This is a genomic window from Simplicispira hankyongi, from assembly GCF_003570885.1.
Classification (GTDB): domain Bacteria; phylum Pseudomonadota; class Gammaproteobacteria; order Burkholderiales; family Burkholderiaceae_C; genus Simplicispira; species Simplicispira hankyongi.
On sequence record NZ_QXJC01000001.1, the window covers coordinates 664,199 to 685,634 of the forward strand.

The window sequence follows — 21,436 nt, forward strand, 5'->3', positions numbered from 1 at the left end:
GAAACTATTATCGGGTGACAAAACGCAAACGATTCGCGCATTTACTTGCAAATGCAGCTTCAACGCAACACTGATGCAGTATGTTTGCTATTGACAAATGAGCGAGGGGCGGATTATCAGGTCGTGCCACAGCGCCCAGGCTGCGATGCCGCACAGCAGCAGCCCGCCCAGTCGGGTACCCCAGTCGGCACGCAACCGGTTGGCGCGCTGGCGCAGTGCCAGCCAAGCCCAAGGCCCAGCCAGCAGCCACAGGCCGCTGCCCACGGCAAACATGGCCATAGTGACCGCCCCTTGCAGGGCGCCGCCGCTAAGCGCCGCCACAAGCAACGCCGAATACAGCAGACCACAGGGCATCAGCGCCCAGAGGAAACCTGTGGCGAATACCCCACCGGGGGCGTCCACCAGAGGCCGCACGCGTCCCCACACGGATCGCCCTGCCGCCTCGACCCAGGCGGGCTGGCGCGCCAGCAGAAGCATCATCAGCCCCCAGGCCAGCACCGCGACGTGCATGAGGATCCAGACCTGACGAAAGGCAGACGCCTGCTGCGTCACCCAGGCAAAACTCTGCATCGCAAATGCAATCAGCGCGCCCGCGCTGGCATAGCCACAAAGCCGCCCCAGGTGGTAGGCCATCAGGCGCCTGCGGGCGCCGCGCGGGCTTTGCCAATGCAACGGCTGAACGTCGGCGCTTGCCATTGAGGCGGTGCCGGCCGGTAAGGTCGGGCGCGTCACGGCACTGCATGGCGCTGCGCACATGACCAGGCAGTGGGAGCCTCCGACGAGGCCCATCGCCAACGCTGTCCAGGCCAGCGAGCCGAGCACGTCAGATGATGCGCGAGAAGCGCGCGCGGTTGCGATCGGACTGCAGGTAACGGTCGAACACCATGGCAATGCCGCGCACGAAATACCAGCCCATCGACGTGACTTCAACGCCGTCGGGCTTCAAGGCGACCAAGCCCTGCTGCTCCATTTCGACAAGCTGCTCCAGCTCGCGTGCGAAATATTGGCGAAAGTCGATCAGCCAGGACTGCTCAACCGATTCGATGTTCAAGGCGCCTTGGCACATGATGGCCATGATCACCGCGCGGCGCACCAGGTCGTCCCGCGAAAGCGCCAAGCCGCGCACGATGGGCAAATGCCCCTGGTTAAGCCGGTCGTAGTAATCCTCAAGCGTCTTGGCATTCTGGCTGTAGGTCGCCCCCACCCGTCCAATGGCCGACACCCCGAGCCCGATAAGGTCGCAATCGGGCTGTGTGCTGTAGCCCTGGAAGTTGCGGTGCAGGCGCCCTTGCCGCTTGGCAACGGCCAGCGCATCTTCGGGAAGGGCGAAATGGTCCATTCCCACGTACACATAGCCAGCGTCCGTCAGGGCATCAAGCGAGCGCGAGAGCATGGAAACCTTGGCCGACCCCATGGGAAGATCGGCCCACACAATACGCCGCTGTGGCTTGAAACGCTCAGGCAGATGGGCATAGGCATACAAGGCAATACGGTCCGGGCGCAATTCCTTGATCTGCTCCAGCGTGCGGTCGAAGGACTCAGGCGTCTGCTTGGGCAGGCCATAAATCAGATCGACGTTGATGGAATCAAAACCAATGGTGCGTGCAGATTCCACCAGGGCGAACACCTGCTCGGCCGGCTGGATGCGGTGCACCGCCTTTTGCACGTCTGGATCGAAATCCTGCACGCCAAAGCTCAGTCGATTGAAGCCCAGTTCCGCCAGCACCTTGAGCCGCCCGGCGTCTACGGTACGCGGGTCCACCTCAATGGAATATTCGCCGCCCGACACCAGCGTGAAGCTGCGCCGCAGCATGTCCATCAGTTCGCGCAATCCGTCATCGGACAAAAACGTGGGTGTGCCGCCACCGAGGTGCAGCTGGCTCACAATCTGGCCGGTGCCGCAATGCGCCGTGTGCAAGTCAATCTCCCGGCTCAGGTAGCGCAGGTACACGTCGGCACGGTCGTGGTGCTTGGTGATGATCTTGTTGCAGGCGCAGTAGTAGCACAGCGACTCGCAAAACGGGATGTGCACGTAGATGGACAAAGGCATCGCCTTTGCTGCGCTGCCCAGATGGCGCTGCTTCAAGGCCAGCACATAGTCGTTCTCGCCAAACGCCTCTACAAACCGGTCGGCCGTCGGGTACGAGGTGTACCGCGGTCCGGAAACATCGAAACGGGTCAGCAATTCTGGCGTGGCAACGGTCATGGATTCTCCTGGAGAGGCGCTACTGTGCCCCACAGTAGAACGCAGCTTCTTGACCATAATCAAGAATGGACGGCGCCCCTTGGGGTTTGAAGGTACAGACTGCAATAGTTCATAATTTGATGTATGTCAGCATCCAGCACACCCACGGCTCGGCAACCCGCTGCGGCAAAAGCCTTGCCGACAAGCGATATTGCGCACATTCCCATCCAGGACGCATCGTCAACCTTCCGCGTTGCCTGTTCCAACTGCAATCTGCGTGAGCTCTGTCTGCCCGTGGGACTGTCGAGCGAGCAAATGGAGCGCGTGGATGATGTGGTGGCGGTGCGGCGCAAAATCAAGCGCGGCGGCATGCTGTTCCGCAACGGCGAGGCATTCACATCGCTCTACGCGATTCGCACGGGTTTTTTCAAGACCTGCGTGGCCACCGAGGACGGACGCGATCAGGTGACGGGTTTTCAGATGGCGGGCGAGATCATCGGGCTCGATGGCATCGTCAACGACCACCACAGCTGCGACGCCGTGGCCTTGGAGGACGCCGAAGTGTGCGTCATGCCGTTTGACCGTATCGAAGAGATTTCGCGTGAAGTCACCGCCTTGCAGCACCATGTGCACAAGATCATGAGCCGCGAAATCGTACGCGAGCATGGCGTCATGCTGCTTTTGGGCAGCATGCGCGCGGAAGAGCGTCTTGCCGCCTTCCTGCTGAACCTGGTGCAGCGCCTGCACGCGCGCGGTTTTTCACAAAGCGAGCTGGTGCTGCGCATGACGCGAGAAGAGATCGGCAGCTACCTCGGCCTGAAGCTGGAAACCGTAAGCCGCACCTTCTCGAAGTTTGTCGAAGAAGGCATTGTCGAAGTCAAGCAGCGCCATGTGCGCATACAGGACCCCGAGGCGCTCAAGCGCATCGTCAACAGCCAGCAGGAATTCCGATAACCGTCCCCGGCGCTACACACAGACGCAAAAAAACCCTGTCTGCGCTTGGAAACCCGTTTTTTTGCCATTAGCATCCCTCTGCCAGTGGAGAAACAGGTTTTCGCTGGTCCATCGAACACCCAACCAGGAAAAAACCAACATGGCAACTGCAAAAAAAGCCCCGGCCGCTGCCGGCGCCAAGACGGCCGCTCCCGCAAAGAAGCGCACCCCCAACGCCGCCTTCATGAAGGCCCTCACGCCCAGCCCGGCCTTGGCTGCCGTCGTAGGCGCTGCACCGCTGCCCCGCACCGAAATCATCAGCAAGCTGTGGGTCTACATCAAGGCGCACAACCTGCAGGACGCCGCCAACAAGCGCATGATCAATGCCGACGCCAAGCTCAAGGAAGTGTTCGGCAAACCGCAAGTCTCGATGTTCGAAATGGCGGGCCTCATCGGTAAGCACGTGAAATAAGGCGCTTTGCGCTCACACTCAGGCCGGCTTTTGCCGGCTTTTTCACGCCATGCGCACCAATGCTGTTGGAAATCAGCATCATTGTTAACGCGAATAAATCTCATTTGATTTAGAATAATACTCTGTCACGAGGCACAGCCACGGTTTTCCCAGCCACTGCTTCTTGCGCCTGATGGGCCCACGCCCACCAAGACCCAAGTCCACAGCAACCGGAGAACCCTTTTGGCCCACGCTCGCACACCGCGTCCCCCTTCCCAACCCGTCTCGACGGCACCTTCAACAGCAGGCGCCGACAAGGCCTTGATTCCGCTGGGGGCCTTGATGCTGCTGGCAACCTGCAGCGGCTGGGCGCAAACCGCGCCCACGACCGGCGCGCAGCTCCCCACCGTCACCGTCAAGGGCAGCGCAGACATCCAGAACAAAGACACGCTCAAGCCCGCCACCACCACCATCGGCAAAGGCAAACAGGCCCTGCGCGACATTCCGCAGAGCGTGACCGTATTCACCGAGCGGCTCATGACCGACCGCAACCAGGACGACTTTCGCGACGTGCTGCGCAGCACGGCAGGCGTCACCTTCCAGGCGGGCGAGACCGGCGAGGAAGACATCCGCCTGCGCGGGTTCTCGCTTGGCCAGGCCGGCGACATTTATGTGGATGGCATGAAGGACGCCCCGCTCTACGAGCGCGACACCTTCAACAACGACAGCGTCGAGGTGCTCAAGGGCTCGGCCTCCATGCTGTTTGGCAAAGGCTCGACCGGCGGCGTGGTCAACCAGGTCAACAAGATGCCGCTGCTGATGGACCAGCACGAAATCAGCTACACGCTGGGCACCGGCCAGGAAAACCGGCTGACGGGGGACTTCAACTTTCTCACGGGCGAGAACGCCGCCTTTCGCCTCAACGCACTGGTGCACGACGAAAAGAACTACGGCGCCAAACAGCGCAAGCTCGGCATCGCCCCCACCTACAGCTGGGGCATTGGCACGCGCGATGAGTTCTCGGTGGGCCTGTATTCGCTCGATATCGAGGGGCGGCCGCTTTACAACCACCCGTGGTTCCTCAACGACGGCAAGCTGGTGCCTTCACTGCCGGCGCGCAACTACTACGGACTGGCCAGCGACAAGCTCGACACCTCGGCGCAGTACGTCACGCTGGCGCACACGCATCGGTTTGATGACAACGGCGAACTCAAGACGCGCCTGCGCCACGGCCGCTACGAGCGCGACCTGCTGGCCAGCGCCGTGCGCTTCGCCGCCGGCACCACGCAGGACAACCTGAGCGACAGCACCGTGATCACCCGCTCGCCCAAAGGGCGCCTGGGCATCAGCGAGCTGACGCAACTGCAAAGCGACTACACCAACACCTTCAACTGGGGCGGCCGCAAGCACGCGCTGATCGCTGGCGTGGACCTTTACCACGACGATGCCAAGCGCGACCAGCGCTACACCGGCACGGGCAGCATGCCCGACACCACCGTGGGCACGCCCGACGACGGCGCCGTACGCCCCACGCCGCGCGGCGAGCCGACGTTCAACACCTTCGACGCGAGCAACGTCGGCTTGTATGCGCAGGACACTGTGTCAGTGACCGACACCGTCAAGCTCCTCGGCGGCCTGCGCTACGACGACTTCAAGGCCTCGTACCACACGCCTATGGCGCTGTCGAATGAGCGCTCGGACGGCCTCTGGAGTCCGCGCGTCGGCATCATCTACCAGCCGAACGACAGCAGCTCGTACTACGCTTCCTACGGCACCTCCTACAACACCTCGGGCGACACCTACCAGTTCGGCCTGAGCGTCAATAACAGTACGGCACGCGCCTCCAACACGCCACCCGAGAAGAGCCGCAATTTCGAGATCGGCGGCAAGTTCGACCTGTGGGGCAAGCGGGCACTGCTCAGCGTCGCGGCCTTCTACAGCGAGAAATATAACGAGCGCAACACCGATCCGGATTCGGCCGCTACCCAGGAACTTCTCTCAGGCAAGCGCCACGCCGCAGGCATGGAATTCAACCTGGCCGGCCGCATCACGCCCAAATGGGAAGTGTTCTTCAACCACACCTGGATTCCCAGCGCCAGGATTGACGAGAGCAACGTAGCGCTTGCAGCCGGCGACGGTGGCGCCCAAGTGAAGGGCGACCGGCCGGGCCTGACACCACGCCACAGCGGCAGCCTCTGGACCACCTATGCCGTGGCGCCGCAGTGGCGCCTCGGCGCGGGCGTGAACTACCGTGGCGAGCAGAACCCGGACGGCCAGCGCTCGGTCACGGCCGGCAGTTTTGCCGTGGTGGACGCCATGGTGGAATACACCGTGAACGACAAGACCAGCCTCAAGCTCAACGTTACCAACCTCACCAACAAGCTCTATGCCGACACGCTGTACCGCGGCTTCTACGCCCCAGGCGCCGCCCGCAGCGCACAGCTGACGGTCAAGACGCGCTTCTAAGAAAGCCTGCAGGCCATGTTTTTGCACATCAAGAACCTGCTCATGGCAGAAGAAGTCGCGCAAATGCGTGGCCTGCTGGGGGACGACGCGCCCTGGGTGGACGGGCGCACCAGCGCCGGCACCCAGGCGCTGGCGCACAAGCGCAACCAGCAGTTGGCGCAAACCAGCGAAGCGGCCAGCACCCTGCGCCCCCTCGTGCTGGCCGCCTTGCAGCGAGACCCACTGTTCTTCTCCGCTGCGCTGCCGCGCAAAATTTTCAACCCGCTGTTCAACCGCTACAGCGGCGACACCAACTTCTACGGCGCCCACGTTGACGGCGCCGTGCTGCGCTCCCAGGCCACGGGCGAATGGGTGCGCAGCGACCTCTCGTGCACCGTTTTTCTGAGCGATCCGCAGGAATACGACGGCGGCGAACTGCTGATCGCGCAGCCGGGGGGCGACCAGCGCATCAAGCTGCCGGCCGGCGACGCCATCCTCTACCCCGGCTCCACGGTGCATCAGGTGGCGCCGGTGACGCGCGGCGCCCGCATCGCCAGCTTCTTCTGGGTGCAGAGCATGGTGCGCAGCACCGAGCAGCGCGAGTTGCTGTTCGCCATGGACATGGATTTGCTGCGCCTGCGCCAGCGTGTGGGTGAAAGCGACAGCGCTGTGGTGGGCCTCACGGGCACCTACCACAACCTGCTGCGCATGTGGGCGGACGCCTAGGCCTGCCACCCGAAATTGTTCTTATTTTGATAGCTGCTTGCACAATACCCATAAGCGTTAGAGGCCATTTTGACTCTAAATTCTTCTCGCACCCCGCAACGGGAGGCGCTGGCCCCCGGCACGCTGACCTTGGCCGACCACGAACGCCATGCACGGGCGCGGCTGGACGCCAATGCCTGGGCCTATTTCAGCGGTGGCGCGGGGGACGAGCACACCCTCCACGCCAACCGCCACGCCTGGGACAGCATCGCATTGCTGCCGCGCGTGCTGCGCCCGCTGGCCGGTGGACACACCCGCTGCACGCTGCTCGGCCGTGAGCTTGCCCACCCGATCCTGCTCGCACCCGTGGCGTACCAGTGCCTGGCGCACCCGGACGGCGAAATCGCCACGGCCTGGGCGGCGGCGGCCCTTGGCGCCGGCATGGTGCTGAGCATGCAATCGAGCACCACGCTGGAAGCGGTGGCCGCGGCCATGGTGGGCGAGCGGTCCGCCGGCCCGCTCTGGCTGCAGTTGTATCTGCAGCACGACCGCGCTCTGGTGCGTGAGCTGATTGCCCGCGCGGAGGCGGCCGGCTGCGAAGCCCTGGTACTCACCGTGGACGCGCCGACCAGCGGCGTGCGCGACCGCGAGCGTCGCGCCGGTTTCGCGCTGCCGCCCGGCATCCGCGCCGCCAACGTGAGCGCCATGGCGGCACCGCCACCAATGCGCCTGGGCGCTGGCCAGAGTGCCCTGTTCGACGGCCTGCTCCAGCACGCCCCCACCTGGGACGACGTCGCCTGGCTGCAGGCGCAAACCCGCTTGCCGGTGCTGCTCAAAGGCGTGTTGCATCCAGAAGACGCGCGGCTTGCCGCTGCCCAGGGTGTCGCCGGCCTGATCGTCTCCAACCACGGTGGCCGCACACTGGACACCGCGCTCAGCACTGCCAGCGCCCTGCCCCGCATTGCCGACGCCGTGGGCGGCGCACTGCCGCTGCTGGTCGATGGCGGCGTGCGACGGGGCACCGATGTGTTCAAGGCCCTGGCGCTGGGCGCCACGGCGGTGCTGGTCGGCCGCCCAGTGGTCTGGGGCCTGGCGCACGCCGGCGCAGCGGGCGTGGCCCACGTGCTGCGCGTGCTGCGCGACGAGTTGGAAGTGGCCATGGCGCTCACCGGTTGCGCCACGCTCGGCGGCATCAGCCGCGCGGCGCTGGCACCGGCACCAACGGCGGCAGTCGTTTAAAAATTTGCTAATGCGACCGATTCGTATTTATAATAAACCACCTCAGCACCTTTCGGCCCCTGCGGCCTGTTGCCATGATCGTCTGCGTTTGCCGCCGAATTTCCGACCGCGAAATTGCCCGCCATGCCAAGGCTGGCATGGGCTTTGACGAAATTCAATGGGAGCTGGGCGTGGCCACCCAGTGCGGCCGGTGCGAGAATTGCGTCCGCGAGGTGGTTGCACAATGCAGCGCCGACAGCCCGGTAGCGGCCGTGCGCAATGAATCTCAGCTTGCCTGCGCCTGCGCGCAAGGCGGGACTTGCGCCTGCGCAGCCTGAGACTTGGGCATGCTGGCATTCGCGCTCTGCCTGTCGCTGGCCGCCGTAGGCTTGGCACTTTCCTGGATTTTTAGGCGCTGAATTGGTAGCAAAATTGGCTGCCAGCGTATGTACCGTGTGCGCTGGCAGCTATTCTTTTTGATGTCTTCTGATCATTTTTCACCCGTATCGCACAGCAAACGCAATGCCGCAGTCTTCGCCGGCATTGCCTTGGCGCATGGCGCTGCCTTGTGGGCGCTGCAAGCTGGGTTGAGCCACCAGCGGCCGATAGAAGTCATCGTTCCCGCGGTGCTGCTGAGCGAGTTCGTCGCACCGCCGGCACCTCCCGCCCCACCGCCGCCCAAGCCCGCAGCGCCACCGCCCGTTCCGGTGAGCCAGCACACCAAACCTACCCCCAGACCGGCACCGGTTCACACACCACTGCCCAGCCCGACCCCCATCGCCAACGCGGCACCGGAGGCTCCCGTGGTGAGCGCGCCGGTGCCGACGCCCGCACCCACCAATGCGCCGTCGGCACCGCCTGCGCCGCCGGCACCTCCCGTACCACCGGCGCCACCCCGCATTGATCTGCCGTCGAGCAACGCGGCCTACCTGAACAATCCGGCTCCCGCCTACCCATCGATCAGCAAGCGCATGGGCGAACAGGGCAAGGTGGTGCTGCGCGTGCTCATCAGCGCCGATGGGCGGCCGGAACAGGTGGAAATCAAGCAATCGAGCGGTTTTGACCGGCTGGACCGGCAGGCCCACGACACCGTTCTGCGCTGGCGCTTCGTACCGGGCAAGCGCAATGGCGTCGCCGAGACCATGTGGTACCTCGTGCCGATCAACTTCGTTCTCGAATAATTAACGGATCTTCAGGAGTTTTCATGGAATCGCAATTCGGCTTGGCCAACCTCTGGAACCAGGGCGACCTGATCACGCGAGGCGTCGCGCTGCTGCTGCTGCTGATGTCCCTGGCCACCTGGGCTGTCATCGCCATCAAGGCGCTTGACATCGTGCGCTTCAAGCGCGACGCCCGTGCAGTTCAGACGTTCTGGCACAGCGACGATTTTGCGGCAGCACTCGCCACGCTGGGCACTGACCCGGCAAACCCGTTTCGCGCACTGGCCATCGAAGGGCGCGAGGCCACAGCGCACCACCGCAATACCAAGGGCCAGTTGCACGAGAGCCTGGATGTGAGCGACTGGGTCACCGGGAGCCTGCGCAACAGCATCGACGAATTCACGGCCCGCCTGCAATCGGGCCTGGCCATCCTCGCGTCGGTAGGCTCCACCGCCCCGTTCCTCGGGCTGTTCGGCACCGTCTGGGGCATTTACCATGCCTTGATCGCCATCGGCACCTCAGGCCAATCGACGATTGACAAGGTGGCCGGCCCCGTCGGCGAGGCCTTGATCATGACGGCGCTCGGCCTGGCCGTGGCCATTCCCGCCGTGCTCGGCTACAACGCACTGGTGCGCGGCAACAAGCACATTCTGGTGCGCATGAACAGCTTCGCCCACGACCTGCACGCGTATTTCGTCACCGGTGCGCGCGTTTCAGGCGGCGACGCTGGCAAGGTGCTGCCGCTCAAAAAGGGAGTCTGAGCATGGCCTTCGGCACCCAGGACGACACCGACGAAGTGATGAACGAAATCAACATGACGCCGCTGGTCGACGTGATGCTGGTGCTGCTTATCATCTTCATCATCACGGTGCCTGTCATGAAGCACTCGGTCAGCGTCGATTTGCCGAAAGCGAGCGTGCAGGCCGAACAGGTCAAACCTGAAACCCTGCGCCTGTCGGTGCAGGCGGACGGCAGCTATGCGCTCGACGGCACAGCCCTCAGCGACGAGGCACTGGAGCAGCGCCTGCAGGCGGCCGCCGTGCAGACGCCGCAGCCCGAACTGCACCTCAGCGGCGACAAGAATGTGCGCTACGAACGTGTGGCGCTGGCCCTGGCCGCGGCCCAGCGCGCCGGTGTGCGCAAGATCGGGTTTGTCACCGAGCCCAAGCCCTAGGACACGCGCTCCTGTAGACAAAAAAATCGCACAAGGCATTGACCAAATGAATGCGAATCAATATCATTAGCGAATGCCAACATTGCAAACCCTTGCCGCCGAATCACCGGACTCCTGCGCCACCGCTACCCACAAGAACGATAGCGCCATGCGCCCGACGCCCGTGTGCAGCAACACCGCGCAGCCGTGCTTCACCTGGCAGAGCGCCGAACTGCTGCAAGGCAACAAACGCGTGCACATTGCGCACAACGGCGGTGTCTACCAATTGCAGGCCACACGGCAAGGCAAGCTCATCCTGACCAAATAGTTCCTGATCTCGTTTCATCGTGGGGCGACTCCAGTGCCAGGGGGCACATGTCGTTGTTTGCCAGCCAGCGGGCCCTGCCCTTGTAGCCAGGCTTTTTTCCCCCCACGTGGCAGCGTTGCGCTGCCAGTTGGCCGCTTCAGCCCAGCGCGGCAATGCCTGCGCGGGCAATCTGCACGTCTTCGTTCGACTTCACGCCGCTCACGCCCACCGCGCCCAGACAGTTGCCGCCCTGCAGGATGGGCACGCCGCCTTCAAGCAGCGCCTCGGCGCCAGGAGCGCTCAGGAAGGACACGCGGCCGCCATTGACCATGTCTTCGTAGGTTTTGCTCTCGCGCCGCCCCAATGCCGCCGTGCGGGCCTTGCCGGGCGCAATGTGTGCCGAAAGCGGTGCCGCACCGTCCAGGCGCTGCAACCACAGCAGGTGGCCGCCCGCATCCACGATGGCAATCGTGACCGCCCAGCCGTTGGCCAGCGCCTCGGCTTCCGCGCCTGCCGCAATTTTGCGAATGTCGACGAGTTCAAGTTCGGTGGTGGTTTTCATGCAGACGTTCCTAAAAAGTAGCCGGGCCGAAAGAGCGAGGCCGAGGCGTTGGAGCATAGCGGGGCCTGCATGCGCAGGGAACCAAACGCCGGGTAAAAGAATCATGACCAAAACAAGCCCATTGCATCGATTGATGGCAAAGGCAATGCCCACGCCTTGCAATGGTGGATGGGACCACCATCTAGAATGCCACTTACCCGCACCGTGCGGGCCACTCTGGAGAGACACCATGAACGATCGGGTTACCCCCTTCCCCTCCTCTGCGGGCTACGGCACTGGCGTATCGCAGGAGCAGCGCCACAGGGTGCTGCGCAATACCTACTGGCTGCTGGCCTTGAGCCTGCTGCCCACCGTTCTGGGCGCCTGGGTTGGCGTGGCCACGGGCATCACGCAGTCGCTGCGCGGTGGCCTGGGGCTGATGGTTTTCCTCGGCGGCGCCTTTGGCTTCATGTACGCCATCGAGAAAACCAAAAATTCTGCAACGGGCGTACCGGTGCTGCTGGGCTTCACCTTCTTCATGGGCCTGATGCTCTCGCGCCTGATTGGCATGGTGCTGGGTTTTTCCAATGGCGGCCAACTCATCATGACGGCATTTGCCGGCACGGCCGGCGTGTTTTTCGTCATGGCCAGCTTGGCCACGGTCATCAAGCGCGATATCTCGGGCCTGGGCAAGTGGCTGTTTGTCGGTGCCATGGCGATCGTCGTGGGCGCTGCCATCAACGTGTTTATCGGCTCGACAGCGGCCATGATGGCCATTTCGGTGGCGGCCATCGGCGTTTTCAGTGTCTACATGCTGTACGACCTCAAGCGCATCCTGGATGGTGGCGAGACCAACTACATCAGCGCTACGCTGGCCCTGTACCTGGACCTGTTCAACGTGTTCCAGAGCCTGCTCATGCTGCTGGGCATCATGGGCGGCGATAGCGACTGATCTCACTGCGTTGACACCGCAGGCAAAGGCTCCGTATCGGGGCCTTTGTTTTTCCGAATCCTCAAGCCAAGGCTTCTGGCGCCGATATGACCTGTATGCGCTCAACCTTTCTGCCATCGCTGCGTCTTCCGATCGCACTTGCGTTGCTCAGCCTGCTGGCGGCCTGCGACATCCCTGGCCTGGGGCCTGACCCGCGCGTTGCACAGCGCGAGGAAGAGGCCAAAGCCATTGGCGGTGCTTGCCGCTTCGCCGTGCGCGGCATTGAAGACTGCTACGCGAACAATCCGAAATCGTCCAAGGCAGCCATTTTTGCCGGTTGGAAAGACATGGATGGCTACATGCGCGACAACAAGATCGAAGGCATTCCTGCTTCCGGTTCTGCCGCAGCGACCCCACCCGAAGACACCCCGGCACCCGTCGCGGCGGCAAGCGCCCCGGCCAAGAAATAACGCGGGGCTGGCGTCAGACTCGCTCGAACACCGCCATGCTCTCCACATGCGCTGTATGCGGGAACATGTTCACAGCCCCCGCCGCCGTGCAGCGGTAACCCGCCAGATGCACCAGCAGGCCGGCGTCGCGCGCCAAAGTGGCCGGGTTGCAGCTCACGTAGACAATGCGGCGCGGCGGCGTCCAGCCCTCGGCCCCGCCGGGCAGTGGCAGAGCGTCTTGCACACCCCGGCGCGCCTGCTCGATGTCGGCCAGCGCTTTGGCGAGGGCAAAAGCGCCTTCACGCGGCGGGTCTACCAGCCACTTGTCGGCAACCCCGTCGGCCACCAGCATCGCAGGCGTCATCTCGAACAGGTTTCTAGCTACGAATTTCGTAGCTGCTAGCGCACGACCCATATGCGGTAGAGCCCTATTTGACTCATAATTTTGCAGCGCACGGGCCACCAGCACCTCGCTGCCTTCAATACCCAAGACCTCGCCCGCCTGGGTGGCCAGCGGCAGCGTGAAATTGCCCAGGCCGCAAAACCAGTCAATCACGCGCTCGTTGGCTTGCACATCCAGCAGGCGCAGCGCCCGCACCACCAGCACGCGGTTGATGTGCGGGTTCACCTGCGTGAAGTCGGTGGGTTTGAAGGGCATGGTGATGCCGAACTCGGGCAGCGCATAGGCCAGCTGAGGCCCGCCCTCATCGAGCAGGCGCACCGTGTCGGGGCCCTTCGATTGCAGCCACCATTGCACACCGTGCGCGGCGGCAAAGTCGCGCAGGCGCTGCAGGTCGGCACCAGACAGCGGCTCCAGGTGGCGCAGCACCATCGCCGTGACCGCATCGCCGCAGGCCAGTTCAATCTGCGGAAGCGTGTCGCGCGCGTCCATGTCGCCGATCAGCGCGCGCAGCGGCATCAGCATGGCGCTGACGTGCGGCGGCAATACCGGGCAGACGCGCATGTCGGCGACATAGCGGCTTTTGCGCTCGTGAAACCCAATCAGCACCTCGCCCTTTTTCACCACGTAGCGCACGGACAAACGCGCGCGGTAGCGGTAGCCCCAGGCGGGGCCTTCTATCGGGCGCAGCACAATCTCGGGCTTGATCTTGCCCAGGTGCCACAGGTTGTCTTCCAGCACCCGCTGCTTGACCGCCACTTGGGCTGCCGGGTGCAGGTGCTGCATCTTGCAGCCGCCGCAGGCGCCCGCGTGCAAGCCGAAATGCGGACAGCCAGGGCGCACACGCTGCGAAGATTCGCGGTGAATCTCGGTCAGCTCGGCCTGTTCCCAGTTGTTCTTGCTGCGGGTGCGTCGGGCACTGACCCGCTCGAACGGCAGTGCGCCATCGATGAACACCACCTTGCCATCGGGCCGCCGGGCAACGCCCTGCGCGTCGAGGTTCAACGACTCGACTTCCAGCCACTCGGGCGCCTGCACGGGCGCCAATTCTTTCGTATCGCTCATGGGGCCGATTGTCTCAGGCCCGCGAAGCGTTACAGAAACCGGGCCATTCAAGCGCCGCGGTGGGTGCGGGCCACTCGGGCCGGCCGTACCTTGCTCGGAGCCGGTTGAACCATGCTGTGCAGCGTGTCCAGCTTGTGGATTTCCAACTCGCAGCCGGTCGGCTCAAGCGCAAAGACAAGGTGCCCGCCCGGAGCCACCAGCGGCATCGTCGCATGCAGCGGCATGGACAGGTCGACCGGTGGTTGCAACGATCGGTACACCACCGTGTTGTCCGGCGCATACACCAGGTAACAGGCGGCACTTGCCGCTTGAACCAGAGAGGTGGCTGCAATCAGCACGGCCGCTTTCCAAAGTGCGTGCATGGAATTTCTCCTGAGGGTGTGAGGGACAAGGGACAGGCCATTATGCAAGCCTCTTCGCAGCCCGCGCCGCGCGCCCGGCGACCTTACGTGAGCGGTAAACGCGTGGAATGCTTGACCTCTTCCATCACCGCGTACGTGCGTGTCTCACGCACGCCCGGCAATTGCCAGAGCACCGCTCCCGCGAAAGCCCGGTAGGCGTTCATGTCGGCGGTACGTGTCTTGAGCAAATAGTCGAAGCCCCCAGCCACCATATGGCACTCCATGATTTCCGGGCGTACCTGCACCGCGGCATTGAATTGCTCGAATACGTTGGGCGTGGTGCGGTCCAGCAGCACCTCGACAAACACCAGCATCGCAGCGCCGAGTTTGAGCGGGTTGAGCCGCGCCTCATAGCCCAGCACATACCCGTCGCGCGAGAGGCGCTGCACCCGGCCGAGCACTGCGGTGGGCGACAAACCCACTTGCTCGGAAAGGCGGAGATTGGAGATACGTCCATCCTCTTGAAGAATCGAGAGGATTTTTCGATCTATTCTGTCTATTTCGTTTTTTTCTTCTGACATATTGGATTTATTGACTGTAGATATTTATAAATTCGAAATTTTATTCTCTCACCCGTGACGCATGATGCGCCATTCCTTGTCCTTCTGGCCTCGCACCATGCCCAACATGACTGAACCCTTTGCTCCCCGCGCACCTGTGGGCGTCTTGCAGCACGCAGCACTGCAGGCGCTGTGCCGGGCACCCGAACCCGAAGCACTCGCGCCCCTGCTGGTGCTGGCACGCAGCGATACCGCAACGGCAGATCGGATTCACTCCCTGGCCCGCCGCCTTGCGGGCACATTGCGCGACCGCAAAGGCGGCGCCGGGCGCGCCGGGCTGGTGCAAAGCCTGCTGCAGGAGTTCTCACTTTCTTCCCAGGAAGGCGTGGCCCTGATGTGCCTGGCCGAGGCCTTGCTGCGCATTCCGGACAAGGCCACGCGCGATGCGCTGATCCGCGACAAGATCGGCAACGGCCAGTGGGAAGCGCATCTGGGCAAGAGCCCCTCGCTGTTTGTCAACGCAGCCACCTGGGGCCTGCTGCTGACCGGCAAGCTGGTGGCCACGCACAGCGAAAAGACTCTGTCCTCATTGCTCACCCGGCTCACGGCCAAGGGTGGCGAGCCCTTGATTCGCAAGAGCGTGGACATGGCAATGCGCATGATGGGCGAACAGTTCGTCACCGGGGAGACCATCAAAGAGGCACTCGCCAACGCCCGTGCGCGCGAAGCAGCGGGATTTCGCTTTTCGTACGACATGCTGGGCGAGGCCGCACTGACGCAACCAGACGCCGAGCGCTACCTGGCGGCGTACGAAGCCGCCATCCACGCCATCGGCCAGGCCTCGGGTGACCGCGGCATTTACGCCGGGCCGGGCATTTCCATCAAACTCTCGGCTCTACACCCGCGCTATGTGCGGGCCCAGACGCAGCGCGTGCATGACGAGCTCTACCCGACGCTGCTGTCCCTGGCCACGCTGGCGCGCCAGTACGACATTGGCCTGAACATCGACGCCGAAGAAACCGAGCGGCTGGAACTCTCCTTGGAACTGCTGCAACGCCTGTGCACAGAGGACGCACTGGCAGGCTGGAACGGCCTGGGCTTCGTCATCCAGGCGTACCAGAAACGGTGTCCCGCTGTGGTGGACGAAGTGATTGCCTTGGCGCGCCAGAGCGGGCGCCGCTTGATGATTCGGCTCGTGAAGGGCGCTTACTGGGACAGCGAAATCAAGCGCGCCCAGGTCGATGGTTTGAGCGACTTCCCGGTGTACACACGCAAAGCGCACACCGATGTCTCCTACATCGCCTGCGCCCGCAAGCTCCTGGCGGCTCCCGACGCCGTTTTCCCGCAGTTCGCCACGCACAACGCCCATACGCTGGCAGCCATCTATGAAATGGCGGAGCCGGCCACCTACCGCCCGGACCAATACGAATTCCAATGCCTGCATGGCATGGGTGAGCCGCTGTACGAACAGGTCGTGCGCCCCGTCAGCCAAGGGGGTCTGGGCAGGCCATGCCGCGTCTATGCCCCGGTGGGCACGCACGAAACCCTGCTCGCCTACCTGGTACGCCGGTTGCTGGAGAACGGCGCCAACACCTCGTTCGTGAACCGCATTGCCGACGAAAGCATCGCCCTGGACGAACTGGTGCGCGACCCTGTCGACACGGTGGACGCGGCGGCGGTCGTCGAGGGCGCTGCCGCGCTGCCGCACCCACGCATCGCGCACCCCTGGGCACTGTACGGACCAGCGCGGCGCAACTCTGCCGGACTGGACCTGGCCAGCGAGCCGGTTCTGGCAGACCTGGAGACTGCCTTGCAAGACTCGCGCAACCAGCGCTGGCAGGCCGGCCCGCTGCTCGCCTGTGATGTGGCCGAAGGCGCACGGCTAGCCGTGCGCAACCCGGCCGATGCGAGCGACACCGTAGGCGAGGTGCAGGAAGCCAGCCTGCAGGACGTTGAGCATGCGCTTGCACTCGCCCAGGCTGACGGTCAAGCGTGGCGAGCCACCCCGGCAGCAGAGCGCGCCCAGGCCCTGCTGCGCGCTGCCGACCTGGTGCAGGCCGACATGCCGGCCCTCATTGCCCTGCTGGTGCGCGAGGCCGGTAAAAGCGCCGCCAATGCCATTGCCGAAGTGCGTGAAGCGATTGATTTCCTGCGCTACTACGCGACTCAGGCCAGCAGCACCCTTGCCCCCTCACAGGCGCAGGCTCATCCCGAAGTCCAGGCGCTTGGCACCGTGGTCTGCATCAGCCCATGGAACTTTCCACTTGCCATTTTCACGGGGCAGGTGTGTGCCGCGCTCGCCGCCGGCAACTGCGTAATCGCCAAGCCGGCGGAACAAACCCCGCTGATCGCCGCGCAGGCGGTTCGCCTGCTGTGGCAGGCGGGAGTACCGCGCGCCGCGCTGCAGTTGTTGCCTGGGCGTGGCGAAACCGTCGGTGCAGCACTGGTCGCAGACCCGCGCGTAATGGGCGTGGTCTTCACCGGGTCCACCCAGGTGGCCCGTGCCATCCAGCACACGCTGGCAGGGCGGCTCGACAGCGCAGGCCGACCAGTGACGCTGATTGCCGAAACCGGTGGCCAGAACGCCATGGTGGTGGATTCCTCAGCGCTGGCCGAACAGGCCGTGGTTGACATCCTCGCCTCGGCCTTCGACAGTGCCGGGCAGCGCTGCTCAGCACTGCGCGTGCTGTGCATTCAAGAAGACGCTGCCCCCCACCTGCTGCCCATGTTGCGCGGCGCAATGGGCGAACTGCGGCTGGGCAACCCGGCCCTGCTGGCCACCGACGTCGGTCCCGTCATCGACGCCGAGGCGCAAGCCGGCATTCAGGCGCACATTGATGCCATGCGCGCGCGCGGCTGCACTGTGTTCCAGTCGCACGACTCGGCACAAGCTGGCCCAGGCACCTTCGTCTCGCCCACGCTGATTGAACTCAAAAGCATCAGCCAACTGGAGCGCGAGGTATTTGGCCCCGTACTGCATGTGGTGCGCTATGCGCGTACTGCCCTCCCCCGGTTGCTCAAAGACATCAACGCCACGGGCTACGGCTTGACGCTGGGGGTACACACGCGCATCGACGAAACCATTGCGCAGGTGCTGGCGCAGGCACATGCCGGCAATGCCTATGTCAACCGCAACATGGTGGGCGCTGTGGTGGGCGTACAGCCCTTTGGCGGCGAAGGCTTGTCAGGCACCGGCCCCAAAGCCGGTGGGCCGCTGTACCTGCGCCGCCTGGTCGCGCAAGCACCCGGCAGCGCCCGCGGCACGATTTGCAGCCCCGATACGGAAGACGCACCCTCCGCCCTGGCCCCGCTCAATGCCCTGCAGCAATGGGCGACGGCCACAGGCCGCTCCGCGCTGGCAACCAGCTGCCAGATGTTTGCAGCCCAGTCTCCCACGGGTGTCTCTCAGACCTTGCCTGGCCCCACGGGCGAGCGCAATGTCTATTCGGTGCTGCCGCGTGCCATCACAGGTTGCCTGGCAATACAAGACGTCGACTTGCTAACGCAGCTTGCGGCTGTGCTCGCCGTGGGATCGCAGGCTCTGTGGCAGGGGAACGCTGCAGCAAGCCTGCGCGAACAACTGCCCGCCGCCGTGCAGCAGCACGTCACGCTGGCTGCCGTGGGCGTGCTGGACGCGCCAGCACTCGACGTGGTGCTGCAACACGGAACAAGCGCCGACCTGCAGCGCAGCAGCGAAATCCTGGCCAAGCGCCCGGGGCCCATAGTTCTGCTGCAGGGCCTTGCACCTGGCGAGACGGCCATTGCTCTGGATCGATTGGTGCTGGAGCGTTCGCTCAGCGTGAACACCGCAGCGGCCGGCGGCAACGCCAGCCTGATGACCATAGGCTGATAAGTGGCCTGCGCTCAGAGCGCATGGCTGACGAGCTTGAAGTCAGGGTCTTCCGCAAACGCCTTGACGCTGAAACCCAGGCTGCGCATAAGCTTGAGCATGCCAGGGTTGTTGGCCAGCACCAGGCCTTCCATTTCGCTCAAACCACGTTCACGCGCTACGTCCATGATGCTGAGCATCAGGCGCGAACCCAGGCCACGGCCACTGAAATCGTCTGCCACTACGAGGGCGAACTCACAACTGCTGTGGTCGGGATTGGTGATGTAGCGCGATACGCCGACAACGCGCTCGGTCTCCACCATTTCCCCATCCGCGCCCGGCGCGCGTTGCTTGAACACGGCGACCAGCGCCATTTCCCGGTCGTAGTCGATCAAGGTGAACCGCGCCAGCATGCTGGGCGGCAGCTGCGCCATTGAGGAGATGAAGCGGAAATAACGGCTCTCAGGCGAAAGGCTGTGCACCAAGGCCTGGAGCATCTGCGCATCGTCAGGACGTATCGGGCGTACCGTGTATTCGCCGCCACCGCTGAGCGGCCAGACCTGGCGAAAGCGTGCCGGGTACGGCAGGATGGCCAGATGGCTGTAGTGCGCGGCACTGCCGCTGGCCTGCGGCGCATGGTCGACCACGATGCGAGCATCCACCGCAATGACGCCGGAGGCATCGACGATCAACGGATTGATGTCCATTTCGCGCAACTGCGGAAGCTCGCACACCATTTCGGAAACGCGCAGCAGCACCTGTTCCAGCGCATTGCGGTCCACTGCGCTTGCGCCGCGCCACTCGTCCAGGGTTTCAGCAACACGGGAGCGCTCAATGAGCCGGCGCGCCAGGAACTGGTTGAGGGGCGGAAGCTCCATGGCTCGGTCATCGATCAGTTCGATCATGGTGCCACCAGCGCCAAAAGTGATCACCGGACCGAAGGGATCGTCGGTCACCAAACCAATACACACTTCGCGGCCACGCCGGCTGCGCGCCATCTTCTGCACCGTCACGCCGTTGATGCGCGCGTTGGGCAGCTGCTGCTTGACCCGCTGCACCATATCGGTATAGGTGTCGCGGGCATTGGCGCCGCTCATGATGTTGAGCGCCACGCCCTGCACATCCGACTTGTGGCTGACGTCGGGCGAGTCGATCTTGAGTGCCACCGGAAAACCCAGCTGCGTCGCGATCATCATCGCTTCGGTGGCGCTGCGAGCCAGAATGGTGTTGGTGACAGGAATGTGGAAGGCGGCCAGCAGCGTCTTCGATTCCATCTCGGTGAGCACCTTGCGCCGCTCGGCCAGCACACCTTCGATGACCAGCCGAGCCCCCTCGATGTCCGGTTTCGCCAAAGTAGTCAACGGTGGCGGCGTTTGCTGCAGCAACTGCTGATTTTGGTAAAACGACGCAATGTTGCCGAAAGCGCCCACGGCAGCTTCCGGTGTGCGAAAGCTGGGAATGGCTGCCTCGACCAAGACAGCGCGAGCCGCCACCACGGAGCTGTCGCCCATCCAGCACGAGAGCAGCGGTTTGCTCATCTGGCGCTTGGCTTCAACGACCGCCTGTGCCACCGCCGTGGCATCCACACCCGTCTTGGGCGAGTAAATGGCCAACACGCCGTCGATTTGCCGATCGCGGCTCGCCGCTTCCACCGCAAGGCGGAAATGCTCGGGGCCGGCCTCTTCCGACAAATCGATCAAATCGCACAAGGAAGCGAGCAGCGGTAACTGAGGCTGCAAGGCTGCAATGGATTCAGGCGACAGACGCCCCAGGTCAAGAAGAATCTCGTTCACCCAATCGGCTGCCAGAACCCCTGGCCCACCTCCGTTGGTCACGATAGCAAGCCGCCGGCCCACAGGTCGGTAGCGCGATGCCAGGCACTTGGCTGCCGAAAAAAGCTCTACAAACGACCGCACCCGCACGGCACCCGCACGGCGCAGCACGGCGTCGAACGCATCGTCGCTGCCGACGATAGCGCCGCTGTGGGTTTGTGCTGCAGCATTACCCGCAGGTTTTCTACCCGCCTTGAGAACGACCACGGGCTTGGCGTTGGCCGCGGAGCGCAATGCACTCATGAAGCTGCGCGCGTTGGAGATACCCTCTAGATAGACAACGATGCTGTGCGTCTGTGGATCGCTGGCCAGATAGTCCAGCACTTGGGCACTGTCCAGCGACGTGTTCGGCCCCACCGACACGACGGACGAAAACCCCACGGCATTCTGGGCCGCCCAGTCCAGGATGGATGCCGTCAACGCCCCAGACTGCGACACCAAGCCAAGAGACCCCTGGCGGGCCAGTGGCCCTGCCACACTAGCGTTGAGCCCAAGCGCAGGGCGCTGAAACCCAAGGGAATTAGGCCCCAGCAGGTACACCCCTTCGCGATGGGCAATCTTGGCCAACACCGCCGCTTCGTCCTGCCCCATGCCGCTAGAAATAACCAACGCTGCGCGACATGCCATGCGCCCCGCCACCTCCAACGCCGCCGGCACATCTTTCGGAGGCAGCGCGATGATGGCCAGGTCGGCGCGCGCCTGTGCCAGATCGGCCAGAGTGCCAGTGGTTTCAATGTCGAGAAACTGCAAACGACCGCCGAAGCGCTGGGCACTGATCGCTTCGCGAAGCAACCTGCCTTGCGGGATCTGGCTCTCCTCGCGTGCAGAGTCGCCGGAGAAAACGACGATGGATTCTGGTGAGAAAAGAGGTGTCAGAAAGTGCTTGTCCACTGGTGTTCCTCCAACCCCGGTCAGCTTATTGGTACCACCT

At 63.8% G+C, this 21,436-nt stretch carries 20 protein-coding genes; 13 read left to right on the top strand and 7 right to left on the bottom strand.

All coding sequences use genetic code 11. The features are described from left to right. Window positions 1–87 precede the first annotated feature (87 nt). Window positions 88–822: a sulfite exporter TauE/SafE family protein gene (locus D3F03_RS02975; RefSeq protein WP_119107851.1), complete on the bottom strand. Its 735-nt coding sequence runs from the start codon at window positions 820–822 to the stop codon at window positions 88–90. Between the two features lies 1 nt (window position 823). Next, window positions 824–2,206 (bottom strand): oxygen-independent coproporphyrinogen III oxidase, encoded by a 1,383-nt coding sequence (gene hemN, locus D3F03_RS02980; protein WP_119107852.1) that lies wholly within the window; start codon window positions 2,204–2,206, stop codon window positions 824–826. 123 nt (window positions 2,207–2,329) lie between these two features. Here hemN and fnr point away from each other — a divergent pair, with 123 nt between their 5' ends. The 10 genes from fnr (at window position 2,330) to hemP (ending at window position 10,578) form a co-directional block, all read left to right on the top strand. Then, window positions 2,330–3,139 (top strand): fumarate/nitrate reduction transcriptional regulator Fnr, encoded by an 810-nt coding sequence (fnr, locus tag D3F03_RS02985; RefSeq protein ID WP_245960481.1) that lies wholly within the window; start codon window positions 2,330–2,332, stop codon window positions 3,137–3,139. 139 nt (window positions 3,140–3,278) lie between these two features. Then, complete coding sequence (locus D3F03_RS02990; protein WP_119107853.1) at window positions 3,279–3,590, top strand: SWIB/MDM2 domain-containing protein; 312 nt, start codon at window positions 3,279–3,281, stop codon at window positions 3,588–3,590. A gap of 321 nt (window positions 3,591–3,911) precedes the next feature. Beyond that, window positions 3,912–6,035: a TonB-dependent receptor gene (locus D3F03_RS02995; protein WP_119108542.1), complete on the top strand. Its 2,124-nt coding sequence runs from the start codon at window positions 3,912–3,914 to the stop codon at window positions 6,033–6,035. 15 nt (window positions 6,036–6,050) lie between these two features. Then, window positions 6,051–6,740 carry a Fe2+-dependent dioxygenase gene (locus tag D3F03_RS03000; protein WP_119107854.1) on the top strand — a complete coding sequence of 230 codons (690 nt, stop codon included), beginning with the start codon at window positions 6,051–6,053 and terminating at the stop codon, window positions 6,738–6,740. A gap of 66 nt (window positions 6,741–6,806) precedes the next feature. Beyond that, entirely contained in the window at window positions 6,807–7,958 is a 1,152-nt protein-coding gene (locus D3F03_RS03005) for an alpha-hydroxy acid oxidase (RefSeq protein WP_119107855.1), read from the top strand. A gap of 74 nt (window positions 7,959–8,032) precedes the next feature. Then, window positions 8,033–8,275, top strand: a complete 243-nt coding sequence (locus D3F03_RS03010; protein WP_119107856.1) for a (2Fe-2S)-binding protein — start codon at window positions 8,033–8,035, stop codon at window positions 8,273–8,275. 138 nt (window positions 8,276–8,413) lie between these two features. Continuing rightward, entirely contained in the window at window positions 8,414–9,118 is a 705-nt protein-coding gene (locus tag D3F03_RS03015; protein WP_425453060.1) for an energy transducer TonB, read from the top strand. Window positions 9,119–9,141: 23 nt separating this feature from the next. Continuing rightward, window positions 9,142–9,858 carry a MotA/TolQ/ExbB proton channel family protein gene (locus D3F03_RS03020; RefSeq protein ID WP_119107857.1) on the top strand — a complete coding sequence of 239 codons (717 nt, stop codon included), beginning with the start codon at window positions 9,142–9,144 and terminating at the stop codon, window positions 9,856–9,858. Between the two features lie 2 nt (window positions 9,859–9,860). Continuing rightward, window positions 9,861–10,271 carry an ExbD/TolR family protein gene (locus D3F03_RS03025; RefSeq protein WP_119107858.1) on the top strand — a complete coding sequence of 137 codons (411 nt, stop codon included), beginning with the start codon at window positions 9,861–9,863 and terminating at the stop codon, window positions 10,269–10,271. A gap of 73 nt (window positions 10,272–10,344) precedes the next feature. Further along, entirely contained in the window at window positions 10,345–10,578 is a 234-nt protein-coding gene (hemP, locus tag D3F03_RS03030) for a hemin uptake protein HemP (protein WP_199665396.1), read from the top strand. A gap of 136 nt (window positions 10,579–10,714) precedes the next feature. Here the strand turns inward: hemP and D3F03_RS03035 are convergent, their stop codons facing one another. Next, a complete protein-coding gene (locus D3F03_RS03035; RefSeq protein WP_119107859.1) occupies window positions 10,715–11,119 on the bottom strand; it encodes a GlcG/HbpS family heme-binding protein in 405 nt (134 codons plus the stop codon). A 229-nt stretch (window positions 11,120–11,348) separates the two neighbouring features. On the opposite strand from D3F03_RS03035, the gene D3F03_RS03040 reads away from it, so the two are divergent. Together D3F03_RS03040 and D3F03_RS03045 are read left to right on the top strand one after the other, a co-directional pair. After that, window positions 11,349–12,050, top strand: coding sequence for a Bax inhibitor-1/YccA family protein (locus tag D3F03_RS03040; RefSeq protein WP_119107860.1), 702 nt, complete (start codon window positions 11,349–11,351; stop codon window positions 12,048–12,050). A gap of 95 nt (window positions 12,051–12,145) precedes the next feature. Further along, on the top strand, window positions 12,146–12,499 hold the full coding sequence (locus D3F03_RS03045; protein ID WP_119108545.1) for a hypothetical protein: 354 nt from the start codon (window positions 12,146–12,148) through the stop codon (window positions 12,497–12,499). A 13-nt stretch (window positions 12,500–12,512) separates the two neighbouring features. Here the strand turns inward: D3F03_RS03045 and rlmD are convergent, their stop codons facing one another. The 3 genes from rlmD to D3F03_RS03060 all read right to left on the bottom strand — a co-directional run bounded on the left by rlmD (window position 12,513) and on the right by D3F03_RS03060 (window position 14,865). Then, on the bottom strand, window positions 12,513–13,943 hold the full coding sequence (gene rlmD, locus D3F03_RS03050) for a 23S rRNA (uracil(1939)-C(5))-methyltransferase RlmD (RefSeq protein ID WP_119107861.1): 1,431 nt from the start codon (window positions 13,941–13,943) through the stop codon (window positions 12,513–12,515). Between the two features lie 47 nt (window positions 13,944–13,990). Continuing rightward, window positions 13,991–14,305, bottom strand: a complete 315-nt coding sequence (locus tag D3F03_RS03055) for a hypothetical protein (RefSeq protein ID WP_119107862.1) — start codon at window positions 14,303–14,305, stop codon at window positions 13,991–13,993. A gap of 83 nt (window positions 14,306–14,388) precedes the next feature. Further along, window positions 14,389–14,865 carry an Lrp/AsnC ligand binding domain-containing protein gene (locus D3F03_RS03060; protein ID WP_119107863.1) on the bottom strand — a complete coding sequence of 159 codons (477 nt, stop codon included), beginning with the start codon at window positions 14,863–14,865 and terminating at the stop codon, window positions 14,389–14,391. Window positions 14,866–14,971: 106 nt separating this feature from the next. On the opposite strand from D3F03_RS03060, the gene putA reads away from it, so the two are divergent. Then, window positions 14,972–18,694: a trifunctional transcriptional regulator/proline dehydrogenase/L-glutamate gamma-semialdehyde dehydrogenase gene (putA, locus tag D3F03_RS03065; protein ID WP_119108546.1), complete on the top strand. Its 3,723-nt coding sequence runs from the start codon at window positions 14,972–14,974 to the stop codon at window positions 18,692–18,694. A 14-nt stretch (window positions 18,695–18,708) separates the two neighbouring features. Here the strand turns inward: putA and D3F03_RS03070 are convergent, their stop codons facing one another. After that, window positions 18,709–21,396 carry a bifunctional acetate--CoA ligase family protein/GNAT family N-acetyltransferase gene (locus D3F03_RS03070; protein ID WP_119107864.1) on the bottom strand — a complete coding sequence of 896 codons (2,688 nt, stop codon included), beginning with the start codon at window positions 21,394–21,396 and terminating at the stop codon, window positions 18,709–18,711. Between the last annotated feature and the right edge of the window lie 40 nt (window positions 21,397–21,436).